Below are 24,138 nucleotides of genomic sequence, written 5' to 3' on the forward strand. Positions count from 1 at the left end.
GATTTTTTAATAGTTTAAACTATTTCGACTTCCGAATCAATCGACACTACGGTGATGATTTAGATTTTTCAGGAAGTTATTTAATTCTTTTCTGTTTTTGAAGATAAGAATGTTTTTGTTCTTATATTTAGAAAGGCGTTGATAAATTAGCGGAGCCTTTTTCTTATTAAATGTACGTACCCAATTGAAGAATTCGAGGTCAATTTTTTCCTTACAATCCTTTCCCATGTCTGGACGGGTTTTGTTACGGTGTTGAATCCGTCTTTTTATGATGCCATACAGACATTGTATTGTTCGGTAATGCAAGAAAATAATCGTATCTGCTTGTTGCATACGTATCTCCATTGATGCACTGTAATTCCCATCAATAATCCAATTGTCTGTTTTCATAATGTTGATTGTTTCTTCTACGAGTTGTTCTCGTTCAATAGCGACCCATCCAGGTTGCCAAAATATTGCATCCATATGATGGACAGGGAGATGAAGTAGCTTACCCAATTGTTTTGCTAACGTTGACTTACCAGAACCTCCGCTACCAATAATCATTATTCTCTTCATGAAGTAAAACCTCCTAAACGGGAAAAACTGAATTTAATTAAGTATCTTTACAGTGGGGGTTTCCATTAATCGCAATTAATAGAAAAGCACCTCACAAATGATGCAAGGTGCTTTTTCGATAAATTAAAGGGAATGCGTTATATTGTTTTCTGTTATATTCGCATCACGTTCATATTCTTGTTGTAATTTACGAGTTATCGGCCCAGGTGTACCATCTTGAATTTGTTTTTGATTAATTCGGATGACAGGCATAACCTCAGAAGTGCTACTAGACAAGAAAACTTCATCTGCATCAAACAGATCATCTTTGGTAAAGCCACTTTCATTAAAAGAAATAGAAAGATCGGTTGCGAACTTCTCAACGCGCATACGAACACAACCATGTAAGATTCGGTTGGTTGCTGGGTGCGTGTAAATAACGCCGTTCTTTACTATATAAATATTTGATGAGCTGCATTCAGTTACAAGGTCATCACGATGTAAGATAGCTTCATAGCAGCCTTGTTCTTTTGCTTCTTGCTTGGCAAGTACATTAGGTAACAGATTTAAACTTTTTATATAACAATTCTCCCAGCGCACATCTGGCTCCGTAATAGAAGAGACTCCTTTTTGAAGGTTTTCTAGATGACGAGGTAAATCTTGTACATACGCATACAAGTTTGCTGGTACATCGGCAGGAAATACATGATCTCTTGGAGCAGATCCGCGCGTTACTTGTAAATATACTTTCCCATCGGATGTCATTTCATTCTTTTCTAATAAATGGAGTAACAAATCTGTAATTTCCTCTTTCGTAGCAGGAAGTTTAATTTTTACTGCATCTAGCGAACGAAACAAACGATCAACATGTTCATTCAGTAAATAGTATGAACCATTATATATACGGATTACTTCATATATACCATCTCCAAATTGTAATCCACGTTCTTCAAATGGATAGGTTAAATTATCTTGATGAGTAAATGTTTGCTGTGTTAATACAATTGGATAAATAGCCATTCTCTCTCTCCTCCCTAAAACTTATGACTATTCTATAACTTCTAAAACACAATGTAAATCCTTTCTCATTGGAAATTCAAACTTTTAGAACGAGCGTCTAAAAGGAGTAATACCTGCCTCTAGGGGGAAAACAGTAGAAAAAAGAAATATTTTTTAAATAGCTGTAAGCTTTGTTATTATTTTATTAAATTTTTGTCGAAAAAAATTAAAAAACCTCTTGATTTCGTAAAACCTAATTGCTATAATTAACACTGCGTTCGAAAAAATGATAAATAATTTTTACATACATTGCGGGTGTAGTTTAATGGTAAAACCTCAGCCTTCCAAGCTGATGACGAGGGTTCGATTCCCTTCACCCGCTCCATACATATGTCTTAACGCAGTATTTCGTAATGGAAGGTACGAAGTATTGCGTTTTTAATTTATTTAGAAAACTAAAGTTGTTTTACTTATGTAAGTTAAGCATGTACAATCTTGGACGTAGAATATTACGTTGAAACGACTATACTTGGCTACTTGAGGTGATTATATGAAGAAATTATTGTCTATATTAAAGCGAATTGATAATAAAGGTTATAAGGCTTATAAAAGTATTCAAGATCATTACGAACATGAAAACTACGATTTAGATATTGATTATGTCCAAGGAGACCCTTTTGCCACTCCTTCTAAATTACGCATAACGATCCCTAAGCGTAAGCGATATGTTTATCCAGAATGGTTGGAGACTACTTCTAGAAAAATTGCTACAGAAGACGCTTTCGGAAGAATAATAGGGGAAGCAGTGACTAATGAAGCTTCATTTATAAAAGGTTCTGGTAAGAGTGGATTGATTCTATTCGATCGTCCAGGACAAGAAATATTGGAACGAAGTGCTGTACAAATTACGACACAATCAATTGTTATTTGTATTTCTGTTGGATTGCCAGCCAATGGAAGGAAGATTAATGGGAAAGAAGCAGAGAAATTATTTAGCCAAGCATTACCATCGATTATAAGGAATTCCGTGTATACGTTAAAAGATGAAGCAATTAATCAAGCCATCAAATTGGCAGATCAACAAGATGCGGTTCGTCAGCAAATGAAGGAAAATAATTGGGTTGCATTTTTAGCAAATGGCTCCATTTTACCAAGAGAGAGCGGTATAAGTAATCGCCCGTTAAAAAAAGCTGTACCATTTCAAAGTCCTGCAGAAAACCAAGTGGAAATCGAAATTCCTCATACAGATGAACCGATAAAAGGAATGGCCGTGGAAAAAGGTATATCATTAATTGTTGGCGGTGGCTATCATGGTAAGAGTACACTACTTCAAGCAATTGAACGTGGTGTTTATTCGCATGTAGCGGGCGATGGCCGAGAATTTGTATTAACGGATAGAAATGCTGTAAAAATTCGCGCTGAAGATGGGCGTAAAGTAAGTGGAGTAAATATTTCTCCGTTTATTAATAATCTCCCTCATGAACAGGAGACTACTTTTTTCTCCACAGAAAATGCTAGTGGCAGTACGTCACAAGCAGCAAATGTAATGGAAGCTTTAGAAGCAGGTGCATCTACATTATTAATTGATGAAGATACAAGTGCAACTAACTTTATGATTCGTGATCATCGAATGCAATTGCTTGTTCATCAAAATAAAGAACCAATAACACCATTTATTGATAAAATAACGCAACTACGTGATGAATTAGGCGTTTCAACAATACTAGTAATGGGGGGTTCAGGTGACTATTTTGCAACTGCTGATACAGTAATTCGAATGGAAAACTATATACCTGCAAATGTTACAATAGATGCAAAAGCAATTATGCAACAATATCCATTAGAAAGAGAGACTTCATTAGAGGGGACATTTGGAAAAGTTAGAAATCGTTATTTTCAGCAATCATCCTTACAGACAAATAAAGGAAAACGAGTAAAAGTTCAAGCCAAGGGCCGCACACATATATTGATGGGGAAGACAGATATATCATTTACAGATACAGAACAGTTGGTTGATGCCTCCCAAACTAGGATGATAGCTGAAATGATTCAACATCTAGACCGTAAACAAGGTATGAATGATATTGCGTTGTGTACATTGCTAGATCAGATTGAAGAACGAATGGATAAGCAGGGGTTAGGGTCAATTACTGCTTTTCCTAATCAGCATCCCGGCGATCTTGCGCGTCCACGTAGATTCGAAATTGCAGCAGTATTAAATCGGATGCGTACAGCTATTATAAAGCAGAGGTAGAACGGAGAAGAAGCTTATGCAAACAGATCTACTAAAACAAGAAATTATTGATTATAGTAAACAGATAGGTATCGATAAAATCGGTTTTGCATCTGCAGATGTATTTGGTGAGTTAAAAGAACGGCTTAAAAGACAGCAAGCGTTAAACTACCAATCTGGATTTGAGAAAGGTACAATTGAGGAACGTACGGAACCTACACGATTACTTCCAGAGGCAAAATCGATTATATCAATTGCATTGGCTTATCCTTCAAGAATGAAAAATGCTCCTCGGAGTACAAAAGAGGAACGACGAGGTTTATTTGCCAGAGCTTCATGGGGCGTTGATTATCATATCGTGATGAGAGAGCGTTTAAATAAGCTGGCAGCTTTTATTCAAGATAAAGTACCTGACGGGAAAAATAAAGTAATGGTTGATACGGGGGAATTATCCGATCGAGCTGTTGCGGAGCGAGCGGGCATCGGTTTTAGCGGAAAGAATACATCGATTATCACTCCGGAATTTGGTTCTTTTGTCTATTTAGGAGAACTAATTACTAATGTTCCTTTTGTACCAGATGAACCTGTTGACGATAGCTGTGGTTCATGTACAAAATGTATTGATGCTTGTCCTACAGGGGCAATTGTACAGGGGGGGCAATTGAATGCACAACGCTGTATTGCCTTTCTAACCCAAACAAAAGACTTCTTACCAGATGAATTCCGGTCCAAGATTGGAAATCGTGTATATGGTTGTGATACATGCCAGGTAGTTTGTCCTAAAAATCACAAGGTTGACTTTCATATTCATCCCGAGTTTGAACCGGAACATGAGGTATCAAAGCCAAAACTAATTCCAATGTTAAAATTGTCAAATAGAGAATTTAAAGCGACATTTGGGCATATATCTGGATCGTGGAGAGGGAAAAAACCAATTCAGCGTAATACTTTAATTGCTCTTGGGCATTACAAAGATAAAACGGCAGTAAAAGAGATTATTGATGTGATGACGAAGGATCCTCGGCCGGTTATTCGAGGTACTGCAGCCTGGTCGCTAGGGAAAATCGGTACGGAGGAAGCATTTCATGCAATAAAGATAGCAATGGAACAAGAAACAGATGAGCAAGTATTGTTTGAAATGGAAAAAGGACTTGCCTTTCAAAACTAAGAAATTTTTGGCTGTTTGACAAGCATTCTCTCCATATACTTTCTATGGAGGATTTGAGAATATAAACGTTGACATTACTGGGATTGTCGGGGGTGGATAAAAAACCTCCCCCAAAACCTCCCCCAGTTAATCTTACATACTTATCATAGAACTAAATACGGATGCTGCTTTTTTGTCAGCTTGATCATCAGAATGGCCATAAGTTTTATAAACTTCTTCAGGAGTATTCCCCAACCGTTTAGCAACTGTTATGACTGATGTCTTCTGGTCTAGCAGAATAGTTGCGTGGGTATGCCTTAGACCATGTGGAGTAATACGTTTAACTTTCGCTTTTTTGATCAATGCATTTAAAGCTCCATTAAAAAGCATATGATCTTTACTGGGAACACCTGATTTTGATATAAATATGAAATCATCATCTGATAAGTGATCTCCGATCGATAATTTTGCTTTTTTGCACCAAGTACGGTATGTTTTTAATTGATCAATCAGTTCATCATTGATCGGAATGGTTCGATAGCTATTTTTTGTTTTTGGAGAACGTACACCGTATTGATCACGGGTACGTTCTATTTTTATTGTCTGCTCATTAAAGTTAATATCACACCACTTCAAACCATTTGCTTCACCTTTTCTCATGCCAGTGTAGGCTAAGGTTAGCAATAATGAGTAGTTTGTTATATTTGCTGTATTTTTAGCTACATTCAGAAGAGTAATTAATTCTGTTCTTGTTAGAAAGTTATTCTTATTTTTTTTGTCGTCAGTGATTCTTATAGAGTTAATGTTATTTTCTTTAATAGTCTTATTAGCTACCGCTGCATTCACCGCTACTTTAAAGACATGATGGTACATCTTTACCGTGCTAGGTGCAAGCCTCTTTAAAATTTCGTTAATAAACACTCGTTCATAAGTCATTGAATCTAATTTCGAAAGGTTGTACTTGCCTATCATTGGTTTGATGACGTCATCTAACATCCGTTTTCTTTCTATGCATGTTGAGTTTTTCCAACCACTCTTTTTCGTTTCATACCAGATATCTAACCATTCAGAAACAGTTAAATTAGATTCTTCTACTTGTTTAACATCCCCGTTTACAATAGCAGTTTTGACTTCAAGCAATGCTCTATAAGCTGCGTTTTCTGATTTAAATCCTTGTTTGTATTTCTCTTTTCTTTTCCCTAATGCGTCATAATATCTGTGCCTATAACACCATAGTTTTTCTTTTTTCGAATTAAAATAGTAATATAGATCTTTATCCTTTTTGCTGTTGTACAATTTCATCGTTATCTTTCCCTTCTTTTGCGCGGACAGGCGTTCAAAATTGGGGAGGAAGATATCGGTTCTGTACTTATATTAGAACCACCTCCTTAAATGGATCGTTTGTTCTGTTTTAACTGTAAAAAAATTTAACAAGAAGTTGTTCTGGCATTCCGTAGTCTTCTATTGCTTGATCAAAAGAAACATTTCCATTCTCTGTGTTTGATAACAAAAGCTCAATAGCAAACGTGTTCGCTTCAACCTCCTTTTTATCTGTTAAACAGTATGTGTTACCTTTTAGAAAGGCAGTGTTTTCATCTGGGTGTAATACAACATGACCTAATTCATGAGCAATTGTGTACAGTTGTTTTTTATAGGATAAACTCTCATTTATATGGATAATAGTTGTTCGATAGATACTACTGAAGTACCCTAGTGATGTACCTAAGTTTTCGTATACAATCTCAATTCCCATGGCTTCAGCAATCTTGAAAGGATCATTCGTTCCATATTTTTCAACTAATTGACCGACCTTCTTTTTTATTGTCACGGAATCACGCCTTATCTATATTTTTTAGGAGTGAACTTCTTCTTAGCTAGTCTTTTGTGCATTCTTAGAGCATTCTTCAATGATGATATATATAGATCTCTGTCTTCTTCGTCCATTTCATCTAGAACCTTTCCGTCAAATGAAGCAAGTCCGCAATCACTTTCAGCGCTATTAATAATACGCTCCAGGTCTTTCTCGATATCTCGCTCATCTTTGTCAGTTAGGTCATAGTATCTCTTTTCGTCAGTACGGCCTAGTAAGTAGTCAGTAGAAACATCAAAGTAGTTAGCTACTTTAGTAACATTATCAATTTTCGGTGAGGATTTATCCCAACGGCGTATTTGTCCATTGGAAATACCTGTACTTCTTTCAACCTCTGCGAAAGATACTTTTTTCTCGTCACATAACTTTTTTATTCTTTCCACTAAACTCACTCAAATCAACCTTTCAGGGAGCTTATGGAAAACAAATATTAACTTTTGCGCTATTTAGTTGTTGACAAATAGCGTTTACGCTAATATACTGTGTTCATAAGCTATTTAGTTAGCTATAAAAAGACAGTAAAAATACGACCTATCTAAATGCAATTTTTGACGCTGGGGGGCTGAAAAAATGCACAATTACAGGCTTTTTAGAGTCTTATTTAGCTATGCATTGATAATAGCATACACGCTAATTAAGGTCAACACTTTTTAGCTAATTAGCTAACTTTATAGCTTTTTTATAAAACACTCACACCTGAGTTTCAACATCTAAACGAGCGGAGCATGCCATGATCTATCAATTGCGGTAAGAAGCAGCACCAATAGGTCACGCCATGACTTTAGGTCTTGAAACTTAGGTGTGAGTGAAATAAAGGAGGGGTGTAGAGTGAGTGAAATGGTTCCTTACTGTTCAGGGAAAACATTTGGAGGTCAAGTACCGGGATATGTTTTAGAAGTAAGTTTGATTTTTTCAAGATACGAACTAGAAGTAGATGGAGAAGGTAATTTCCAAGTGAATGTACCCGATAAAGAGCTATTTATTGTGAATAAATTTAAAGATGATGTTTCTAAAATGTTATCAGAAATTTATAAAGTGGATAGCGAACTAGCTAAAAAACTAGCTCGCCAATATCAGTTTAAATTACAGAAATTGATTTAATTGCAGATGTGAAGTAGATGGTTTTATCTTCACCATCTCCAACAGAAAAAGCGTCGTGAGATAAAAGGAATCCACCAATCCCTAATCTCTTATCACCAGTATTTAATGCGGATTGAAGACCATTTATGTCACCATCAAGACTACCTGCATAAGTCATTGATAAATAGAATTCTTCTGAACCTTTTCGAGGATTATTATTTATTCCAACAAAAAATGTGTCATGTTCGACTTCTAACTTATCACCATCAAGAAAATTAATAATTACCATATTAAATCACCTCCCCCATAGGGAGATTATACCAAATGAGAGGAGAAATATAATGTCAGATTTAACAATTGTAAGCCACAACGGTCAACTTGTAACGGATAGTAGAGAAGTAGCCGAAATGGTGGGGAAACGTCACACAGAATTACTAAGAACAATTAAAGGGTATGAAGCCATTTTAGCCGAACGCAATTTTGCGTCGGGCGATTTCTTCATAGAACACAACTACAAAGATAGTAATAACCAAACAAGACCTTGCTATCTTCTAACTAAAAAAGGATGCGAAATGGTTGCTAATAAAATGACTGGTGAGAAGGGGATTTTATTCACTGCAACATACGTAAGCAAATTTAACGAAATGGAACAGCAACTAGACACATCACAGTTAAGTCCAGAACTTCAAATGTTTAATGGTTTGTTTCAATCACTGGCTAAACAAGAAATGGCCACCAAGCAACTAGAAAATAAAGTTGATGGAATACGTGATGTAGTTGCTCTAAATACAACAGATTGGCGCAAAGATGCTCGTCAGCTGATTAGTAAGATGGCTCAATCTCGAGGTGGTTTCAGTGCATACAAAGAAATTAACACAGAGATTTATAAAGAAGTAGAACGTCGTGGCGGTTATCAATTAGGTGTTCGTCTAACCAATAAGCGCAGACGTCTTGCAGATGAAGGTGTTAGCAAGTCAAAACGAGACAAGCTCACAAAAGTAGATGTAATAGAAGATGATAAACGTTTAATTGAAGTGTATGTAGCGGTTGTAAAAGAATTTGCTATTAAGCATGGCATTGATTTAAAGGAGGCTAACTAACATGTCAGAAACAAATAAAAAAGTAACCTTAATGTTTTGGGATTGTAACGCTTCGATCGATATAGAAAATCATGAAGAAATGGACTCTTATACATTGTCAGTAACTGAATATCAAGTTAATGAAGAAAAGTCTTCCAGAGATAACGCTCGATTGGAGGAAAGAAGTGTTACGGAAGTCTATCTGGGTGAAGAAGAAATTCAAGAGCTGATCAGATCATTACAATATTTATCACATAACAAGTGTGATCGAAAGGAGTGAACACCATGTCAAACGATTTAGCAGCCAAGGTTAAATCAGAAATGTATAAGCAAGATATTACACAGAAGCGATTAGCTGAGCTACTAGGTGTGTCTGCTCCATATGTGAGCGACATTATTAATGGAAGAAGGACAGGAAAAAAAGCTCAACAGCACGTTAAACACATTAGAAAAATCTTAGGTATTTAACAGGAAAAGGGGGTTCCTAATTGCCAATAGCAGAATTCAATATTGATGTAGATCAATCGGAAGTAAGGGAGTATATCAACGAAAAGTTAGATGAAACATTAAAAAATGCGTTATTTGTTTGGGATATCGAAGAAATGTCGAAAAGAACGTGCATGAGTAAGTCTTTCTTAGAAAATGAATTTTTACACGATCCACGAATGAAGCTCTTGGAAAGAAGAAAAGAAAAGGGAAAACGTTTTTGGTTTTATGAACAAAGCTTAGAAGTTATGAAAGAAATTATGGATGAATGGTAATCCAAATTAAGCGCGGACAGGCGTTCAAATTAACTTTTTAGTTGAAGGAAGTGAAACAAAATGACAAAAGCTAACACATTTCACTTAAACATCTTACAAGAGCGTTTCAATGACATCATGAATACTTTTCCAGCTTCAAGAAAACAACGTGCAGAAATGTTAATGAAAGACATGGAAATGATCTTCCAACTGCCAGGCTCAAATGTACATCCTAGAATTATTAACTTATATGAAAGGGTACAAGCTGCTGCTTTATAAAGGAGGTTTAAAAAATGGCATTAAGAGATCACTTTCTTCCAGAGGATAGAGACATGGTGGATGATGAAGTGGAAAATCTAAGAATTACTTGCAACAAAATTTTAGATAATGCGGTGTCTGCAAACTTTAAAAACAATCGAGGTAGCTTGGAAGACATCAACAATTCAATGCTAACACTAAAGGCATTGAACGCTAAAAAGATTGAAGAAGAAAAGAGCGACATAGCAAGCGAAAAAAGGAGGGATTGGTATTGAGAAATAAAATAATTGATTTCTTTATCGGTGAAGTTGAAGAAGTTAGTTTGTCCGATGAGATTCTATTTTATGTCATTATGGCCACTCCTCTAATAATCGCAGCAATAGCAATCATTATTTCTTAATTAAAGGGGGTGAGGTAATTGTCACAGAAGGAGCTGCAATTATATCGTGAACGGTTCATTGAGATTATGTGGGCATCTAAAGAAGTTCGAGATCATCGTATTACTGCTTTGATGGATGATATGAAAAAGGTTTATAACATTCCAGATCTTTATTCAGCAGCATTTGAATTTAATAATCCAGAAGTAATGCAATTATATCGAGAAATATCTTACGCCAAAGACCTGATAAGGAGGTGAGGTGTAAACATGTTCGACTTTTTAATACTGATGATATCTATAATCGCACTAATTATTAGCGTAATTGTGTTTGTAGTAAGTGCTAGATAGTTGAAGGAGGTGAGGACACTGATCAGAGGAAGTTTAATGGGAGCATTCATTATAGCTTTAGTAGTATTTCTAATCGTTATTTAAGGAAGTGAGTTAATTGGGTAACTGTTTTGAAGATGAAACTGATAAATCACCTGAGGAATTAACAAAGGAAGAGTTCAGCAATCTATCTGATGACTTGAAATGGCTTGCTTATGAGAATTTGTTAGAAATGTTTTATGGCGTTTCTGGTGAGTTAGAAGAATCTATTCAAGATTATTGAAGGGGGTGAACTAATTGGAACTAGGCATAGCAGGAAGTATTGGAACCAAGCAGTTATCAGGTGGTCTTATTGATGGAAAAATCAACAAATGGTTAGAAGAAAACGCAGATGTTGAAGTGATTGATATTAAGTTTAGCGCAAGTGCGAATGAAGAAGAAATGGCAACAGATGTATTAATAATCTATCGGAAGGAGTTATAACATGCAAATCAAATTTAAATCTCTTAAACTAGAAAATTTTAAAAGCCACCAGGATCTTGAAGTTAAGTTTGCCGACCTGACTAAGATCCTTGGTGACAATGCTCAAGGGAAATCAACAATCCCTCAAGCTATCTCATGGTTATTATACGGTACAGACACGTTAGGAAGCAAATTGGATCCTACACCGATCACTTACGAAGCAGATCAAACAATGGTTTCACTACTGTTAGATGTTAACGGTAAGGACATGCTTTTAGGTCGAGGAATACAAAAGGGCAAAACTCAGTTTTACATCAACGAAGTACCAAGCAAGGCAACAGAATTTAATGAAGTCCTTGAACAGATTTTTGAACAAGATTTATTTCTATCATTATTCAATCCAAATTACTTTTTTACTTTACATCCAACAAAAGAACAAAGACCGATGCTTTTGAAATATGTACCTGCACCAGCAAATAAAGAAGTGTTTAAAGCATTGCCAGAAGTACAAGCTTCTAAATTAGCTGAATTAGTTAAGAAAAAATCATTAGAGGATCTGGACAAGATTCATCGTTCAAATAAAACCAAACTTGAAAAACAATACATTGCAGCACAAAGCAAGACCAAAACACTTAAAGAACAACTTGATGAAAATGCACCAACTGTGCCGCTTGAGTCATTAAATGCAGAAGATAGCCAATTAGTAAAACAAATTAAGGAATTAGAAAAAGCTACTGAATCTGCAAATGATAAAAACAGGAAGTTTAATGAACTGCAATCACAAATCCATTCACTAAATGATCAGATTGAAATGTCTAAGGAAAGATGGCCAAGGTTGCGGGACGAGGAAATAGAGGACACATGTAAAACATGTAAGCGTCCTTTAGATGAAGAATCTGTACAAGTGGTTAGAGACGATAAAGACAAACGAATTGGTGAATATAAAAGCCAACATAAAGAACTTGTCGATAAGCGTAATGAGTTAAGAGAAGAATTAAATTCATTGGAATACATCGATGTATCAGAACAACATGAAAAGATTAGAGAGTTAGAAAATAAACGTTATCCAATCTTACAAGAAGTGTCTAAACATAAGCATATTGGAAGTTTACAGGAACAAGTGGATAAGGCAGCAGCTACTGAAAAAGAAACTCTTGATTCTCTCAACGAATCCATTTTCATTATTGATAGCATTAAAGCTTTCTATGCAAAAGAAGCTGAACTGCAAGCGCAGAAGGTACAAGCCTTGTTTGACACCTTATCTATTAATCTATTTAAAGAACAGAAGAACGGAGAGATTAAGCCTGACTTTGAAATTGAAATGGATGGAAAAGGTTATAAAAAACTTTCCCTGTCTGAATCCATAAGGGCAGGACTGGAACTTAGAGAAGTGTTATCTGAACAAAGTGAAGTAATCGCACCTGTATTTGTAGATAATGCGGAATCAATCACCAAGTTTAAAGAGCCTAGCGGTCAGTTGATTATTAGCAAGGTTGTGGCTGGTAAGGAATTGGAGGTAACTGCAGATGAGTAAGGCTAAATTCGGACTATCGTTTAATGCTCGGAAACCTCATGTAAATGTAATTTTTAATACTCGTAAAGAGAGAGAAGAACTGCTACTGCTGCTGAATAAAGTGCAATTTGATGCAACTATTTCTTTATTTGAAAAAAGGGAGGAAACAAACAATGACAAATAATCAATTACAAACATATCAAGGAATGGCATTTGGAGAGTTGGCACCACAGGATGTAACAACTATCCGAGAAACAATAGGTAAGGATTGTAACGAATCCCAATTTAAATTGTTTATGAGCATTGCTAAAGCTTCTGGTGCAAATCCAGTTATGAATGAGATTTATCCAGCTGTACGCAGTGGCCAATTAACAGTTCAATTTGGAGTAGATTTCTATGTGAGAAAGTCTAAAGAAAGTGAAGGATACCAGGGTTATGATGTTCAGCTGGTACATGAGAACGATGAATTCAAAATGCACCAGGAAAAATCAAATTATGGTCGATATTATGCAGTAATTGATGAACACGCTTGGTCGTTCCCTAGAGGGAAAGTTATTGGAGGATACGCTATTGCTTACCGTAACGGATATGATCCATTCACAGTAGTAATGGAAGTGGATGAAGTAGAACACTTTAAACGGTCACAGATCGGTATGCAGAAAACGATGTGGACCAATTATTTCAACGACATGTTCAAAAAGCATATTACAAGAAGAGCGTTAAAAGCAGCATTTGATCTTAATTTTGATGAAGATCAACGCTTAGAGTCAGGTGATCAAATTCCAGAATACCAACCAAGAGAACGCAAGGACATTACACCTAATCAAGAAACTATTACTGAGCCGAAAGAAGAGCAGCCAGAAAATAAGGTTCCTAGTTTACGCGAAGAAATGAAAAGTAAGTTTAGGAAATTAGGAATAACAACAAATGCCAAAATTGGTAAGTATTTAGAAGATAACAATATGAAAATGAGTGATCCAGCTACTGAAGCAGAGCTAATTGGATTAATTGAATTGTTGGACATGCATCTTGAAATGAACGAAGCACAAGCTGCTGATGACGATGAGTTACCTGAATAAGCATTTTCCAAAAGTGATTGTTTATGAAAGAAGACCTGATTGTCAGTTATGTGGAAAAGAAGTGAATCCAGGAACTGAAAATTATTACCGTGGGTGTATTATCTGCCCACGGTATAAGGAGGATTTGAACGATTGAAAGTAGATATTCTAGCATCGGGATCCAATGGCAACTGTATTGCTCTTACTGCAGGTGAAACTACTATTCTAGTAGATGCTGGCATTGCCAAGACAAAGATAGAAAAGCGGCTCTTAGAGGTTGGAATCACTCCTAATAATATAGGAGCCATATTTATTACACATGCCCACAAGGATCACACAAAGGGGCTTCCGTTGGCTAATAAATATAAGATCCCTGTTTATGCAGGTGAGGAAGAATGGAAGTCAATTGAGATTGTAGAGGAAGATCTTATGCAAGTAGTAGATAGTGAAGGGGAATTTTTTAATCACGGAGTAGGGGTTTCCCCTTTTAATACACATCATGATGCATATGATCCGAAAGGTTACATTATTCAAGGTGATAAATATAAAGTATCAGTTTGTTTAGATACCGGAAAAGTGGACGAGTTTATGCTTCACGCTATGCAAAATTCAGATGTTTACATCATAGAAAGCAACCACGAACCAAGAATGGTAGAAGCATCTAGTTATCCTAACAGCGTAAAAGCCAGGGTGCTTTCAGATGTGGGGCATTTATCTAATAAGCAGACAGCTGCAGCATTAACTGAGTTGATTCAAGGTAAAGGTGAACAGATATATCTAACGCATTTAAGCGGCAATAACAACTTGCCTGCTCTGGCTGAAATGACTACAGTTAGAGCCTTAATGAAAAAGAGATTTAAACGAGATATACATTATAAATTGGAGGTAATTTGAATGCCTGTACGTGTACCGAAAAGGGTTGCTGAAGCTTTTGATTATCATCATAAGTTGTGGAAATGGATGTCAAAAGAAAGTAGAGTACTCATGTTTATGTCTATTCCATCATCTTGTGTTGAAGGGAAAGCATTAATTCTAAAAGAATTTGCGAACAAATATCCAATAACTTTTCTTGATGCTGTAAGGAATGGTTATGAAGCTGAAATCGATATTCAAGCAGAATTATCACAAATGATTACCCTCTGGCTAGAAAAACAATATGTCGGAAACGAGCAAGAAGATATAAATAACTTTGCTCACATGGTTACTAAATTTTTTAATCAAACATGAACGGATGATTGAATATGGCAAATCCACAAATTGAAAACGGGTATACAAGGGTTGCCAATGAAATCTTAAACCAAATAATGAAGACCAATCTCAATGGCACACAGTTTCGCTTAGTAATAGCTATATGGCGTTATACGTACGGATTCAAACGGAAGGAATACGAAATGTCCAGTAGCTATTTAGCGAAGCTGCTAGATACAAAGAGTCGTAGTCAAGTGGACAGAGAATTAACTTCTTTAATTGATAAAGGAGTGCTAACTGTTAAAGGGATTGGTGAGAAGGGAGCAAGAGTATTGTCATTCAATAAAAATTATAAGGATTGGAACGAAAAGGATCCAAGTAAGGAGACTGTTCCAGAAATTAAACCTAATAAAAAGCCGACAACTAAGAATTAGAAGTACAGCGAAGATAGCACTTATTACAAAATGGCAGTTTATTTCTATGAGCTTGTTGAGAAGGTTGCACAAGATGCAGGAGTTCCTCATTTAACTAAAAAGGCGAATATGCAAACCTGGGCGGATGATATGAGGAAACTGATTGAGCTTGATGGAGTAGATAAAAAGCTTGCAAAGGATGTTATGGATTGGGTGGTTACAGATTCCTTCTGGAAAACGAACGTTCTTTCAGCTAGGAAACTACGAGATAAATTTGTCGAGTTGGCCATCAAAATGAAAGCACAAAAACAACCTGAGAAGCAGCAACAGCCTAAAGATCATCGTGACAAAGAAATCGAACTGCAGCAATGGATTGCTGAGGGGAATGATCCAGAGGAGTTTGATTGGAATGATTGAAAATTTATCTGCAGAACAATCTGTTCTGGGTGCGGTATTTCTAGATGCAAATGTGCTTGATGAAATTTCATTTCTAGAGGAAAGAGACTTTCATAATCCAGTTCATCAGCAAATCTATAAGGTTATGAAGTGGTTAGACAGGCATGAGTATCCTGTCGATGCTGTGACCGTAACAGAGCAATATGTGAAGTTTAAAAAAACGGATCAATTGGATACCACCTATTTTATACAATTGGCTGAATCTTGTCCTACGACTGCAAATGTGGTTCATCATGCAAAAATTTTACGGTCTAAAGCCATTAGAAGAAGAGGATCGGAAATAGGCAATCAAATTGCAGAACTAGCAAGGGAAGATTTTGAAACAGATGAGGAATACTTTTCCGCTGTGGAAGCTTTAGCTGCTGAAATTAGACCTGATGAGCAAGGCAGGATGAAAAGCTTACAAGAAACCAGACAAAGCTATTTTAACTATCTGTTAGATAAATCGGTCGATTACATTGAAACTGGATTTCCTCAATTTGACGGATGGGCAAAAGGAATATATAGAGGAGATCTCTTTGTATCTGCAGGTCGTCCATCTGTGGGAAAAACAGCAAAATTACTTCAACGATCATTAGGGGTTGCTGAAACAGGTCCTGTACTTATTTGGTCACAGGAAATGGATGAAAACCAGTTGAAAGATAGGATGGTCTCCAACATTACTGGTATTGGATACAACCGAATTAGAAACAAAGAACTGAATCCACAGCAATTTGCACAGATCGAGGAAGCATATAACCGAATAGAGAAACTGCCAATATTTTTACAAGATAGCAGCGGAATAACAATTGAAGAAGTAAGGTCTACCGCTCGGAGGTTTAAACGTAAATATGGCGATCTGGCAATGGTAGCTGTAGATTACTTGCAGATTATGAGTATACCAAGAGTTAAAGGACAAACAAGGTCTGAGGCGATTGGGGAAGTGACAGGTGCAGCTAAGCAATTAGCACGAGAATTAAAATGTTGCTTTATGATGTTATCTCAAATGACCAGGGACAGCGATAAAAATCCTAAAAAACCTACTCTCTCAGAATTAAAGGAATCAGGAGCTATTGAACAAGATGCCGATGTAGTTGAGTTTCTATGGATAAATCCAGACGACAAAGAACAACAAGGCAAAGTGGTGCAGCAGTTTATCGCTAAAGGTCGTAATACTGGATTGAACGAATTCAGGCTCTTGTTTAGAGGTTGGAAGCAGCAATTTGTGGAGTTGGAAAAGAAAAAGCGTAAAAGGTGAAGTTTAAATTTGAGGAGGAACCTATATGGAATTAAACATTGAAGTAGTTGAAGGAAATAAAAGAAACTCTCTACAAATGAAAGGAGCCACACAGGAAAGCGAAAAGACAGCAATTAACAACTTTTTTAAGCTGATGAATGTTGATCCTGACACAAAGCTAGAAAGCCCACCAAAAGAACAAAATATTGCTTTGCTAAACAATGAAACAGCAAAAGATGAAGTTGTGAAACACGAAAAAGAAGAAGTTAAGAGATCCAAAAAACTACCTTTGCTTGGCTCTGAAACCAGATCTAATTTCTCTGTTTATGAATCCGTTGAAGATAAAGAAGGATTTCAGAAACCGGACCATTGGATAACTGGAATTAAAACGGATGAAGATGGATCCAAAAGATATAAATGTCGTTATTGGTGCGAATGTGGAGGAAAAGGAAATCATTATATTCCTCTAGACGTTGAAGAAGTTGAATGTAGAGATTGTGGTGGTTTTATTGATGTGTATCCAGCAACCGATGAAATTGATCAAGAAGGCGTTCCTGAACGTGATGATTTCGGTAATTTCTTTGTAGCGCGTTACTAACAAATATAAAAGTTTTGAAAGGAGAATCGGAATGAAAACAATTGAGAAACAGCAAGTAATAGATGTACTAAATGGTTTAGAAGTAATTGAGGAAAATGGTGGAGAAGATACTTACGTTCTTGTAGAAAATAGTGAGGAAAACCATAAACAGTTAAATTCTGTGGGAATTTCTAGCGAAACTATCAATCGATATGGTGATGAAGAAACATTTTGCATACTAGCGTTAGCTTTCAGTGAAGGATACGCAGACCTGTACGATGGTAATAAAATAATCTTCTTTGATGAAAAAGTCGAATTGGAAGTTGAGGAAGGTAAAACTATTATTTTTTATAAAGATGATGGAGATTTTTACTTAGCTGTTTCTGAAGACAGTGGGAATGTATCAATAAACAAATTAACAGACGAACATCTTCAAGCTTTGAAGAACTTATTGCATAGAGTGAATTAAATAACCAACCCTCCCTTAATGGGAGGTAAAGGAGGAAATGACGTGAAAGCAAATATAAACCTTGAAATAAATAAGGAAGATCTCAATTACGAACTTGAATGCTTGGTGTCTGAAGTAGCTTCAGACCAAGTTGAAAAAATGGTTAGAGAACAAGCAACTGAAATGGTGCGAGAAGAAGTAGAAAAAATCATTTCTCCAATTGTAGATAGTTATTTGAAAACAGCTATAGTCGGGGAAGAGTACAAATCCTTTCATAGCGATAAACCACCAAGGACAGAAGTTGATCAATATATCAAACGTACTCTACAAAATTATTTAGATGAACCTTGTTTTGTTTTTGATAAAAACTCCAATAAGCTGTCTAAAAAATATATGAAGAGTAGTGATGGAGATAGAACAACAAGAGCCGAACATTGGATTATGGATAAGGCAAGAGAGTATGCAGATAAAGAATTATTCTCGAAAATTGATTCACAAATCGAAGAAACAATAAAAAGCGTTATCCCTACAGGAGAACAAATTCAAGAAATAATAAAACAAGAAATACAAAACAAATTCAATCAGGAAGGCGTAACGTCATGACAAAAGAACAATTATAGGAGGTCAAACAATGAAATATCATACCGTCCATGTAGATGGAGTTTATGAACATTATAAAAACAAGAAACGTTATGTGGTATTGGAAGTTGTAGAACATACGGAACGTGAAGGTGAATACCTTGTTACCTACTTTTGTTTAGATGACATTGGCAAGCATGGTTCTAAAAAGGTATGGGCAAGACCTAAGGATATGTTTGAGGAAGGTCTGGAAATAGACGGGGAGATAGTTCCTAGATTTAAATTATTAACAAATTAAATGAAATGAGGTCAAACAATGAATTTAAATAAATTAACAACAAATATCAAATCATGGGCTGAAGATAGAGGTTTAGACGAAGCTCAACCAGAAAAACAAATGCTGAAGCTTATGGAAGAAGTAGGAGAACTGGCGCAAGGATTAGCAAAAGGAAACAGAGATCAGATAATTGATTCTGTAGGTGATGTCTACGTGGTATTGACTATCTTGTCTATGCAGATGGATTTAGATATAGAAGATTGTATAGCAGCTGCGTATGGAGAAATAAGTGGACGTAAAGGCAAGATGATCAACGGTGTGTTTGTTAAAGAGAGTGATTTATAAAAGGTGGTGAAAGCATTGAAAAACATTAAATGTGAATGCAAATATCCTGGTTGTAAGAAATCAGCAGTAACAACTTACGCATTGGTTCCTATTTGTGCCACTCACTACTCCGATATATACAATGAAACGCTGAATTACTACAAGAAGAAAGTAACCAGTAATAACACGAAGTATTCGGATAGAGAGCATTATCACAAGATTTCTCATTTAACACTTCTAGCTAATAAGGAGGAAATGCAGTGAGATTTCTAGGGATTGATCCAGCATCAAAAACAGGATTCGTTGCTCTTGGAGAACAAGGTGATGTATTAAAGGCAAAGGAGTTAACAGGTGTAGGTGATAAGGATCCTAAAAGAATGATTACCTTAATCGATGAAATTGCTTCCTTTGTAAAACGAAAAGATATTATCTGTATTGAAGGAATGCCATTTAGTACACAAAAAGCAATGTTTGCTGGTGGTTTACATCATGGTATCAGGAATGAGCTTTACAAGCGCCACCTTAGATATTATGAGGTTGCACCAAATGCGGTTAAGAAGTTCGTAAACGTCACAGGATGGGAAGGCGAACCAGGTAATAAAAAGCGGCTGAAAGGTAGAGAAAAGAAATTGGCTGTTATGGCTGCAGTTAAAAATCATTTTGGTTTTGAACATACGAGTGACAATGTAGTCGATGCTTATATTTTAGCTCAAATAGCAAAGGCGTTAGTGGAACGAAAAGTATCATATTCTTATCAGGCTGAAGTTTTGTATAATGTAAAAGCTGGATGACCTTGTGAATGATTTTAAGGCAATCTGAGCGGTTTTTATATAAAAATGATCAACACTACTCGTTAACAAATAAAAACGCCACATTTGGCGGAAATCTATTAAATTTAATATGAAGAGGAGAAACTATTATGTCAAAAATAGATTTAAATGTATTGTTTAAAAAGATCCAGAAAGACGATAAGAAAGAAGTATTGGAATTCCATGTACAAGGTGATGAGCTGCAGCATTCAGATGAATTAGTTCTACTGGCTGGGAATATTGCGATATTAGAAGTAGGAGGGAGTGAAGCTGGTCAACTTACTGCAGAGTTTAAATCTATTCAACGTGACAGCAAGAAGACTGTTCTTAAATTCAACGTTAAAGGGGATAGCGAAGATAAGGTATTACAACTATATGCCTTTGCTGGTAGAAGTGTTGTCCTTTACTTGGAACCTTCACAGATGACCATAGAAGAGTTTGAAGAAGCAGCAGAAGAACACGAAGGCATTGATTATAGCGTACAGAAGGACGGCACTGTTGAAGTCGCAGAAGGTCAAATGAGTGTAGAAGATATACCTGCAGGTGAACCAGATAACGTTAATTTTGATGATGACGATTTGTTAGATTAATAGATTAAGCCTCGGATAGTATTCCGGGGCTATCCTCTAAAAGGGGGCGTAACATGGAATTTGAATTGCCAGAATTAGATAGAAAAGCTACGCAACGAGAAGTAGAAGATGCTCTTGAGAAATATCGCATTTTTAAATATCTAGCGTTTGAAGAAAGGGAAGCATCCATAACCGCTGCTTATGATGATATAGGTGGAGGTAAGGCAAATACAATTAGTGACCAGACTGGATCCATAGCTACTCACAATATAAGCGAGCAAGAAAAGAGGAAAAGGTATTGTGAACGTATTGATCGTGCTGTAAGGCGTTTACCTAAGATGGAAAGGTTCCTAATAGAAGAGAGATATCTTAAAGAAGATGCCGAGTATCTGACGGACATCAATGTGTACTGCTTTAAATTTCAACCACCTATAAGCGCAATGACATACTCTAAGCTGAGATGGAAAGCTTTTTATAAATTGGCTTTGAACCTTAATATAGCTGTTACAAAGTCATAATATTGATATGAATACACCGAACAAATGGATGTTTGGTGTATTTTTTGTGTCTCTACATTTAAAAATACTAGAAAAATATTAGAAAAAAATTATAAAAAAGGTTTAAATCATTAGGTTCAAAAGGTGATAAATTTATATTATCGGAAAATCAATAAGGCATAAGCAAATGAACTGTACGCTAATTAGAGTACACCTTTTACTGTACGCGGATTAGAGTACAGCTTGTACGCTAATTAGAGTACAGCACTGTACGCGGATTAGAGTACAGTAAAAATTTTTCCTTCATTATATGCAAAAATCCTAAAGAAAGTATTTAAAGAAATATATAAAGAAAGATACTTGCAAATGGTTTTAAATTACTTTTTAAATGCTAGAATAGGAAGAAAAAGAACAGGGGGAAAATTGTGTTCGAGACTAAGTATTTAGTAAGGTTCGGTATTCCAGGATGGACTTTAATTATTGGTATTGTTTCTTCCTTATTTTTTTCTGAGTTAGAAGCTACATTAAAACTGTTTGATAAGAACACTTTAACTACAGTTGGGTTTGGAGCAATCTTAGCAGGTATTGGAGTACCAATAGGTTATTTAATACATCAAGTGTCCCTTTATTATGGTTGGGTTAGAAAATGTGATTCGAAGAAGTTTTTCGGGGAAGAAATTGAATATGATAGAGAATTTTTAAAAGATGGCACTGGTAAATTAAACGAAAGGTACCGTTATCTCTTATCACAAGTCCATGGTCTTCGAGCTTTAAAATTTTCTTTATATATAGCCGTTATTTCTAATGCGCTTTTATTTGTTTTTCATAAAAATCATTTCTCTATATTACTAGTTTGTATAGTAATGTATTCTTTAAGCATTATTGTAGATAACAATCTGAAATATACAGAGGGAAATCTAAACTTCTTTAAAGATAATATAAAGAGGTTAAATGAAAAATGTAACGAATAAATCAATATTGCATATATTTTCCATCTCCATCATAATAAAACTAAAGTACTACTATTGGGGGAGATTGGGATTGAAGAAAGTATTAGTTGTATTGAGTATTCTAATCACTTTAATGTTGTTTGGTTGTTCTAATGAAACTAAGATTCACGAGAATATTAATGAAGAATTAGCGCAAGATTCTTTGCAAGTTATGAGTATTATCGAAAAAGCTGTGGAACAAGATCAAACAAGCGATGAGCTGGACGATAGTGATTATAAAAAGTTGGTTTCTTATAAAGATAAGTATTTGAATCCCGATGACTCATTCGTGGTTATTGGTGAAGCAGACGATGATATTATCACTTTCACTTTAGGTACTATAAGTCAATATTCTGATAGCGGATTACTTGAATCTGATAAAAAGGACTTCCTAAAAAATAAGGAAAATGTTGAGAAGATAATAGAACAGGGGAAAATACACGCTGAATTAGAAGATTAAAGACATCTCAATGAGGTGTCTTTTTAATTATGTAATTTTGATTCATTGGTGCTTTTTCAATAATCTATTCAAATTAGCTAACAACTCTCCGATAATAGTATTAAATAATAGGGGGGATTAATTATGAAAAAATATTTGTTTGCTTTAATTATTGGATTAATTCTTATTTTAGCTGCGTGTGGTGACTCCAGTGAAAGTGAAGATGCTTCAGCCGAAGAAAGTAATAGTACAAGTGATGAGTCAACAGAATCAGATTCTGGCAGTGAGGAAGCAAAAACAGAAGAAAATTCAGATGTATATTTCAAAGATAACGAAGCTAAAATTAATGATTTAAAAATCAAAATTACCGAAACTAAAGTTATTCCTGCAGGGGAATCAGGAAATGAACATGGAGAAAAACCAGTATTCGCCATATGGTATGAAGCTACGAATCTTTCCGATAAAGAGATAGATCCTTCAACCGCTTGGATCGCAATGTTTACTGCTATACAAGACAATGATCCTAATGCAGTAAACGAGTTAGAAGTAGGAGCTTTGCCTGATGAGGCTCATTTAGATTCGCAGTTAGAAAACATAAAAAAGAATGGCACAGTAGAAAATTCTGTTGCTTATGAACTAGATGATTTAGAAACACCAGTAACATTGGTGGCCAATCAAGGTGTCATGGGTGACGAGATAGGAAGACAAGATTACGAAATAAAATAGTTATAGTTTATAAAGACATCTCAATGAGGTGTCTTTTTTATATGGGGGTGAGTCAATGGATCTCCAAAGAATTAAAGAATTAATAATTCAGGACAATCTTGTTAAGTTCTATCAATGCAAAGCATGGTATGGCAAAGATGGGATAAGGAACAAAGCGCTGGAACGTGATAACAATGAATGCCAGGAATGCAAACGACAAGGGAAAGTTAGCCCAGCACAAAACGTGCATCACATCAAAGAAGTTAAGACTCATCCAGAGTTGGCACTGGTTCTAAGTAATGTTGAGTCTGTTTGTATTAACTGTCATAACAAAGAACATAAACGATTAGAGAAATACATTCGCAAGAAGAAATCTAAGTGGGATGATGAGAGGTGGTGATTGTTTTGGAGACATGGAAACCAATTGAAGGACATAGCTATGAAATATCAAATCATGGTAGGGTTAGGAATAGGAACACAAGAAAGGTAATAAGAGTCGATGTAACTGATCATAGTTATGCGAGAGTTAAGTTAAATAATAGCAGGCACAAAGTCCACCGATTGGTTGGGCTTTATTTTATTTCTAATCCTGATAACAAGAAAGAAATAAATCACAAGGATGGAAACAAAATTAATAATCATGTTGATAATTTGGAATGGGTCAATGGTGAAGAGAACATCAAACATGCTATCAATGAAGGATTGATTATAACCACTGATAATAACATCGTGTCAGATATATACTTATCATTTAAAAAAGGAATTGATAAGAAAGAAATCATTAAAAGACATAAAGTTTCTCGACAGATGGTAGATAATATTATTTCAAAACGCAGGCACAGGAAGTTTACTGACAAACTTGATCTCAAAATTATTTCCTGATACCCCCGGGTAAAAAATTCAGTGATTTTTGGGAGAACCGTGAAACGGGGAGTGGGTGTCTACTGTCCAAAAAAATCGAAAAATCCAC

Annotated in this window: 40 protein-coding genes and 1 tRNA gene; 35 read left to right on the forward strand and 6 right to left on the reverse strand. The window is 35.7% G+C overall.

Annotated elements, in window-relative coordinates; translation table 11 throughout:
• Positions 1 to 36 precede the first annotated feature (36 nt).
• Both M948_RS39335 and dat read right to left on the reverse strand, forming a co-directional pair.
• The gene (locus tag M948_RS39335; RefSeq protein WP_021292076.1) at positions 37 to 558 is read right to left on the reverse strand and encodes a DNA topology modulation protein; all 522 of its coding nucleotides are present in this window, start codon (positions 556 to 558) and stop codon (positions 37 to 39) included.
• A gap of 123 nt (positions 559 to 681) precedes the next feature.
• Complete coding sequence (gene dat, locus M948_RS39340; protein WP_021292077.1) at positions 682 to 1,557, reverse strand: D-amino-acid transaminase; 876 nt, start codon at positions 1,555 to 1,557, stop codon at positions 682 to 684.
• 290 nt (positions 1,558 to 1,847) lie between these two features.
• Here dat and M948_RS39345 point away from each other — a divergent pair.
• The 3 genes from M948_RS39345 to queG all read left to right on the forward strand — a co-directional run bounded on the left by M948_RS39345 (position 1,848) and on the right by queG (position 4,937).
• A tRNA-Gly gene (locus M948_RS39345) sits at positions 1,848 to 1,921 on the forward strand.
• 165 nt (positions 1,922 to 2,086) lie between these two features.
• The gene (locus tag M948_RS39350; RefSeq protein ID WP_021292078.1) at positions 2,087 to 3,790 is read left to right on the forward strand and encodes an ABC-ATPase domain-containing protein; all 1,704 of its coding nucleotides are present in this window, start codon (positions 2,087 to 2,089) and stop codon (positions 3,788 to 3,790) included.
• 16 nt (positions 3,791 to 3,806) lie between these two features.
• Complete coding sequence (gene queG, locus M948_RS39355; RefSeq protein WP_021292079.1) at positions 3,807 to 4,937, forward strand: tRNA epoxyqueuosine(34) reductase QueG; 1,131 nt, start codon at positions 3,807 to 3,809, stop codon at positions 4,935 to 4,937.
• A 132-nt stretch (positions 4,938 to 5,069) separates the two neighbouring features.
• Here the strand turns inward: queG and M948_RS39360 are convergent, their stop codons facing one another.
• From M948_RS39360 to M948_RS39370, 3 genes are all read right to left on the reverse strand, one after another.
• On the reverse strand, positions 5,070 to 6,218 hold the full coding sequence (locus M948_RS39360; protein ID WP_021292080.1) for a tyrosine-type recombinase/integrase: 1,149 nt from the start codon (positions 6,216 to 6,218) through the stop codon (positions 5,070 to 5,072).
• Positions 6,219 to 6,327: 109 nt separating this feature from the next.
• The gene (locus M948_RS39365) at positions 6,328 to 6,744 is read right to left on the reverse strand and encodes an ImmA/IrrE family metallo-endopeptidase (protein ID WP_021292081.1); all 417 of its coding nucleotides are present in this window, start codon (positions 6,742 to 6,744) and stop codon (positions 6,328 to 6,330) included.
• An 11-nt stretch (positions 6,745 to 6,755) separates the two neighbouring features.
• The gene (locus M948_RS39370; RefSeq protein ID WP_021292082.1) at positions 6,756 to 7,178 is read right to left on the reverse strand and encodes a helix-turn-helix domain-containing protein; all 423 of its coding nucleotides are present in this window, start codon (positions 7,176 to 7,178) and stop codon (positions 6,756 to 6,758) included.
• Between the two features lie 436 nt (positions 7,179 to 7,614).
• Between M948_RS39370 and M948_RS39375 the strand changes: the two genes are divergently transcribed.
• Entirely contained in the window at positions 7,615 to 7,887 is a 273-nt protein-coding gene (locus M948_RS39375; RefSeq protein WP_021292083.1) for a hypothetical protein, read from the forward strand.
• Here M948_RS39375 and M948_RS39380 read toward each other — a convergent pair.
• The gene (locus tag M948_RS39380; protein WP_021292084.1) at positions 7,865 to 8,155 is read right to left on the reverse strand and encodes a hypothetical protein; all 291 of its coding nucleotides are present in this window, start codon (positions 8,153 to 8,155) and stop codon (positions 7,865 to 7,867) included. The two genes, M948_RS39375 and M948_RS39380, sit on opposite strands and share 23 nt — an antisense overlap.
• 52 nt (positions 8,156 to 8,207) lie before the next feature.
• On the opposite strand from M948_RS39380, the gene M948_RS39385 reads away from it, so the two are divergent.
• From M948_RS39385 to M948_RS39515, 31 genes are all read left to right on the forward strand, one after another.
• Positions 8,208 to 8,966: a Rha family transcriptional regulator gene (locus M948_RS39385; RefSeq protein WP_021292085.1), complete on the forward strand. Its 759-nt coding sequence runs from the start codon at positions 8,208 to 8,210 to the stop codon at positions 8,964 to 8,966.
• Position 8,967: 1 nt separating this feature from the next.
• A complete protein-coding gene (locus tag M948_RS39390; RefSeq protein ID WP_021292086.1) occupies positions 8,968 to 9,225 on the forward strand; it encodes a hypothetical protein in 258 nt (85 codons plus the stop codon).
• 5 nt (positions 9,226 to 9,230) lie between these two features.
• Complete coding sequence (locus tag M948_RS39395) at positions 9,231 to 9,413, forward strand: helix-turn-helix domain-containing protein (protein ID WP_021292087.1); 183 nt, start codon at positions 9,231 to 9,233, stop codon at positions 9,411 to 9,413.
• A gap of 20 nt (positions 9,414 to 9,433) precedes the next feature.
• Positions 9,434 to 9,706 carry a hypothetical protein gene (locus tag M948_RS39400; protein WP_021292088.1) on the forward strand — a complete coding sequence of 91 codons (273 nt, stop codon included), beginning with the start codon at positions 9,434 to 9,436 and terminating at the stop codon, positions 9,704 to 9,706.
• 60 nt (positions 9,707 to 9,766) lie between these two features.
• Positions 9,767 to 9,964: a hypothetical protein gene (locus tag M948_RS39405; protein ID WP_021292089.1), complete on the forward strand. Its 198-nt coding sequence runs from the start codon at positions 9,767 to 9,769 to the stop codon at positions 9,962 to 9,964.
• Between the two features lie 14 nt (positions 9,965 to 9,978).
• Entirely contained in the window at positions 9,979 to 10,218 is a 240-nt protein-coding gene (locus tag M948_RS39410) for a hypothetical protein (RefSeq protein WP_021292090.1), read from the forward strand.
• Positions 10,215 to 10,343, forward strand: a complete 129-nt coding sequence (locus M948_RS43875; RefSeq protein ID WP_021292091.1) for a hypothetical protein — start codon at positions 10,215 to 10,217, stop codon at positions 10,341 to 10,343. Before M948_RS39410 ends, M948_RS43875 begins: the two co-directional genes overlap by 4 nt.
• A gap of 18 nt (positions 10,344 to 10,361) precedes the next feature.
• Complete coding sequence (locus tag M948_RS39415) at positions 10,362 to 10,580, forward strand: hypothetical protein (RefSeq protein ID WP_021292092.1); 219 nt, start codon at positions 10,362 to 10,364, stop codon at positions 10,578 to 10,580.
• A gap of 187 nt (positions 10,581 to 10,767) precedes the next feature.
• Entirely contained in the window at positions 10,768 to 10,932 is a 165-nt protein-coding gene (locus tag M948_RS43305; RefSeq protein ID WP_021292093.1) for a hypothetical protein, read from the forward strand.
• Between the two features lie 14 nt (positions 10,933 to 10,946).
• Entirely contained in the window at positions 10,947 to 11,132 is a 186-nt protein-coding gene (locus M948_RS39420) for a hypothetical protein (protein ID WP_021292094.1), read from the forward strand.
• 1 nt (position 11,133) lies between these two features.
• The gene (locus tag M948_RS39425) at positions 11,134 to 12,645 is read left to right on the forward strand and encodes an AAA family ATPase (protein WP_021292095.1); all 1,512 of its coding nucleotides are present in this window, start codon (positions 11,134 to 11,136) and stop codon (positions 12,643 to 12,645) included.
• Positions 12,638 to 12,808, forward strand: a complete 171-nt coding sequence (locus tag M948_RS43310) for a hypothetical protein (protein WP_021292096.1) — start codon at positions 12,638 to 12,640, stop codon at positions 12,806 to 12,808. The genes M948_RS39425 and M948_RS43310 overlap by 8 nt, the downstream gene beginning before the upstream one ends.
• Positions 12,798 to 13,703: a RecT family recombinase gene (locus tag M948_RS0122215; RefSeq protein WP_021292097.1), complete on the forward strand. Its 906-nt coding sequence runs from the start codon at positions 12,798 to 12,800 to the stop codon at positions 13,701 to 13,703. Before M948_RS43310 ends, M948_RS0122215 begins: the two co-directional genes overlap by 11 nt.
• A 132-nt stretch (positions 13,704 to 13,835) precedes the next feature.
• Positions 13,836 to 14,576: an MBL fold metallo-hydrolase gene (locus M948_RS39430; RefSeq protein ID WP_021292098.1), complete on the forward strand. Its 741-nt coding sequence runs from the start codon at positions 13,836 to 13,838 to the stop codon at positions 14,574 to 14,576.
• Positions 14,577 to 14,909, forward strand: a complete 333-nt coding sequence (locus M948_RS39435; protein WP_021292099.1) for a hypothetical protein — start codon at positions 14,577 to 14,579, stop codon at positions 14,907 to 14,909.
• 14 nt (positions 14,910 to 14,923) lie between these two features.
• Entirely contained in the window at positions 14,924 to 15,304 is a 381-nt protein-coding gene (locus tag M948_RS39440; protein ID WP_021292100.1) for a replication protein, read from the forward strand.
• Between the two features lie 30 nt (positions 15,305 to 15,334).
• Complete coding sequence (locus tag M948_RS39445) at positions 15,335 to 15,700, forward strand: hypothetical protein (protein WP_021292101.1); 366 nt, start codon at positions 15,335 to 15,337, stop codon at positions 15,698 to 15,700.
• Positions 15,693 to 16,976 carry a replicative DNA helicase gene (locus tag M948_RS39450; protein WP_021292102.1) on the forward strand — a complete coding sequence of 428 codons (1,284 nt, stop codon included), beginning with the start codon at positions 15,693 to 15,695 and terminating at the stop codon, positions 16,974 to 16,976. The genes M948_RS39445 and M948_RS39450 overlap by 8 nt, the downstream gene beginning before the upstream one ends.
• Positions 16,977 to 17,001: 25 nt before the next feature.
• On the forward strand, positions 17,002 to 17,553 hold the full coding sequence (locus tag M948_RS42610) for a hypothetical protein (protein WP_021292103.1): 552 nt from the start codon (positions 17,002 to 17,004) through the stop codon (positions 17,551 to 17,553).
• Positions 17,554 to 17,584: 31 nt separating this feature from the next.
• Entirely contained in the window at positions 17,585 to 18,001 is a 417-nt protein-coding gene (locus tag M948_RS42615; protein WP_021292104.1) for a hypothetical protein, read from the forward strand.
• Between the two features lie 42 nt (positions 18,002 to 18,043).
• A complete protein-coding gene (locus M948_RS39460; protein WP_021292105.1) occupies positions 18,044 to 18,583 on the forward strand; it encodes a hypothetical protein in 540 nt (179 codons plus the stop codon).
• 28 nt (positions 18,584 to 18,611) lie between these two features.
• Positions 18,612 to 18,857, forward strand: a complete 246-nt coding sequence (locus M948_RS39465; RefSeq protein WP_021292106.1) for a DUF1653 domain-containing protein — start codon at positions 18,612 to 18,614, stop codon at positions 18,855 to 18,857.
• Positions 18,858 to 18,875: 18 nt separating this feature from the next.
• Positions 18,876 to 19,181 carry a MazG-like family protein gene (locus tag M948_RS39470; protein WP_021292107.1) on the forward strand — a complete coding sequence of 102 codons (306 nt, stop codon included), beginning with the start codon at positions 18,876 to 18,878 and terminating at the stop codon, positions 19,179 to 19,181.
• A 239-nt stretch (positions 19,182 to 19,420) separates the two neighbouring features.
• A complete protein-coding gene (locus tag M948_RS39480) occupies positions 19,421 to 19,951 on the forward strand; it encodes a hypothetical protein (RefSeq protein WP_021292109.1) in 531 nt (176 codons plus the stop codon).
• A gap of 128 nt (positions 19,952 to 20,079) precedes the next feature.
• Positions 20,080 to 20,559, forward strand: a complete 480-nt coding sequence (locus M948_RS39485) for a hypothetical protein (RefSeq protein WP_021292110.1) — start codon at positions 20,080 to 20,082, stop codon at positions 20,557 to 20,559.
• A 53-nt stretch (positions 20,560 to 20,612) separates the two neighbouring features.
• Complete coding sequence (locus M948_RS39490) at positions 20,613 to 21,056, forward strand: ArpU family phage packaging/lysis transcriptional regulator (RefSeq protein ID WP_021292111.1); 444 nt, start codon at positions 20,613 to 20,615, stop codon at positions 21,054 to 21,056.
• A 404-nt stretch (positions 21,057 to 21,460) separates the two neighbouring features.
• On the forward strand, positions 21,461 to 22,006 hold the full coding sequence (locus tag M948_RS39495; RefSeq protein ID WP_021292112.1) for a hypothetical protein: 546 nt from the start codon (positions 21,461 to 21,463) through the stop codon (positions 22,004 to 22,006).
• A 70-nt stretch (positions 22,007 to 22,076) separates the two neighbouring features.
• Positions 22,077 to 22,484 carry a hypothetical protein gene (locus M948_RS39500; RefSeq protein WP_155974832.1) on the forward strand — a complete coding sequence of 136 codons (408 nt, stop codon included), beginning with the start codon at positions 22,077 to 22,079 and terminating at the stop codon, positions 22,482 to 22,484.
• A 123-nt stretch (positions 22,485 to 22,607) separates the two neighbouring features.
• Positions 22,608 to 23,189 (forward strand): DUF5067 domain-containing protein, encoded by a 582-nt coding sequence (locus M948_RS39505; RefSeq protein WP_021292114.1) that lies wholly within the window; start codon positions 22,608 to 22,610, stop codon positions 23,187 to 23,189.
• A gap of 55 nt (positions 23,190 to 23,244) precedes the next feature.
• Positions 23,245 to 23,568: an HNH endonuclease signature motif containing protein gene (locus M948_RS39510; protein WP_021292115.1), complete on the forward strand. Its 324-nt coding sequence runs from the start codon at positions 23,245 to 23,247 to the stop codon at positions 23,566 to 23,568.
• A complete protein-coding gene (locus M948_RS39515; protein WP_231378710.1) occupies positions 23,565 to 24,050 on the forward strand; it encodes an NUMOD4 domain-containing protein in 486 nt (161 codons plus the stop codon). The genes M948_RS39510 and M948_RS39515 overlap by 4 nt, the downstream gene beginning before the upstream one ends.
• Positions 24,051 to 24,138: the final 88 nt, after the last annotated feature.

Source organism: Virgibacillus sp. CM-4 (assembly GCF_000445495.1).
GTDB lineage: Bacteria > Bacillota > Bacilli > Bacillales > Amphibacillaceae > Virgibacillus > Virgibacillus salexigens.

Coding starts and splice junctions, on each gene's coding strand:
- M948_RS39490 (WP_021292111.1), top strand. CDS start 20,613: ATGGAATTTGAATTGCCAGAATTAGATAGAAAAGCTACGCAACGAGAA.
- M948_RS39465 (WP_021292106.1), top strand. CDS start 18,612: ATGAAATATCATACCGTCCATGTAGATGGAGTTTATGAACATTATAAA.
- M948_RS39510 (WP_021292115.1), top strand. CDS start 23,245: ATGGATCTCCAAAGAATTAAAGAATTAATAATTCAGGACAATCTTGTT.
- M948_RS39470 (WP_021292107.1), top strand. CDS start 18,876: ATGAATTTAAATAAATTAACAACAAATATCAAATCATGGGCTGAAGAT.
- M948_RS42615 (WP_021292104.1), top strand. CDS start 17,585: ATGAAAACAATTGAGAAACAGCAAGTAATAGATGTACTAAATGGTTTA.
- M948_RS39425 (WP_021292095.1), top strand. CDS start 11,134: ATGCAAATCAAATTTAAATCTCTTAAACTAGAAAATTTTAAAAGCCAC.
- M948_RS0122215 (WP_021292097.1), top strand. CDS start 12,798: ATGACAAATAATCAATTACAAACATATCAAGGAATGGCATTTGGAGAG.
- M948_RS39335 (WP_021292076.1), bottom strand. CDS start 558: ATGAAGAGAATAATGATTATTGGTAGCGGAGGTTCTGGTAAGTCAACG.
- M948_RS39360 (WP_021292080.1), bottom strand. CDS start 6,218: ATGAAATTGTACAACAGCAAAAAGGATAAAGATCTATATTACTATTTT.
- M948_RS39380 (WP_021292084.1), bottom strand. CDS start 8,155: ATGGTAATTATTAATTTTCTTGATGGTGATAAGTTAGAAGTCGAACAT.
- M948_RS39350 (WP_021292078.1), top strand. CDS start 2,087: ATGAAGAAATTATTGTCTATATTAAAGCGAATTGATAATAAAGGTTAT.
- queG (WP_021292079.1), top strand. CDS start 3,807: ATGCAAACAGATCTACTAAAACAAGAAATTATTGATTATAGTAAACAG.
- M948_RS42610 (WP_021292103.1), top strand. CDS start 17,002: ATGGAATTAAACATTGAAGTAGTTGAAGGAAATAAAAGAAACTCTCTA.
- dat (WP_021292077.1), bottom strand. CDS start 1,557: ATGGCTATTTATCCAATTGTATTAACACAGCAAACATTTACTCATCAA.
- M948_RS39385 (WP_021292085.1), top strand. CDS start 8,208: ATGTCAGATTTAACAATTGTAAGCCACAACGGTCAACTTGTAACGGAT.
- M948_RS43310 (WP_021292096.1), top strand. CDS start 12,638: ATGAGTAAGGCTAAATTCGGACTATCGTTTAATGCTCGGAAACCTCAT.
- M948_RS39390 (WP_021292086.1), top strand. CDS start 8,968: ATGTCAGAAACAAATAAAAAAGTAACCTTAATGTTTTGGGATTGTAAC.
- M948_RS39505 (WP_021292114.1), top strand. CDS start 22,608: ATGAAAAAATATTTGTTTGCTTTAATTATTGGATTAATTCTTATTTTA.
- M948_RS39485 (WP_021292110.1), top strand. CDS start 20,080: ATGTCAAAAATAGATTTAAATGTATTGTTTAAAAAGATCCAGAAAGAC.
- M948_RS39445 (WP_021292101.1), top strand. CDS start 15,335: ATGGCAGTTTATTTCTATGAGCTTGTTGAGAAGGTTGCACAAGATGCA.
- M948_RS39440 (WP_021292100.1), top strand. CDS start 14,924: ATGGCAAATCCACAAATTGAAAACGGGTATACAAGGGTTGCCAATGAA.
- M948_RS39450 (WP_021292102.1), top strand. CDS start 15,693: ATGATTGAAAATTTATCTGCAGAACAATCTGTTCTGGGTGCGGTATTT.
- M948_RS39435 (WP_021292099.1), top strand. CDS start 14,577: ATGCCTGTACGTGTACCGAAAAGGGTTGCTGAAGCTTTTGATTATCAT.
- M948_RS39405 (WP_021292089.1), top strand. CDS start 9,767: ATGACAAAAGCTAACACATTTCACTTAAACATCTTACAAGAGCGTTTC.
- M948_RS39410 (WP_021292090.1), top strand. CDS start 9,979: ATGGCATTAAGAGATCACTTTCTTCCAGAGGATAGAGACATGGTGGAT.
- M948_RS39395 (WP_021292087.1), top strand. CDS start 9,231: ATGTCAAACGATTTAGCAGCCAAGGTTAAATCAGAAATGTATAAGCAA.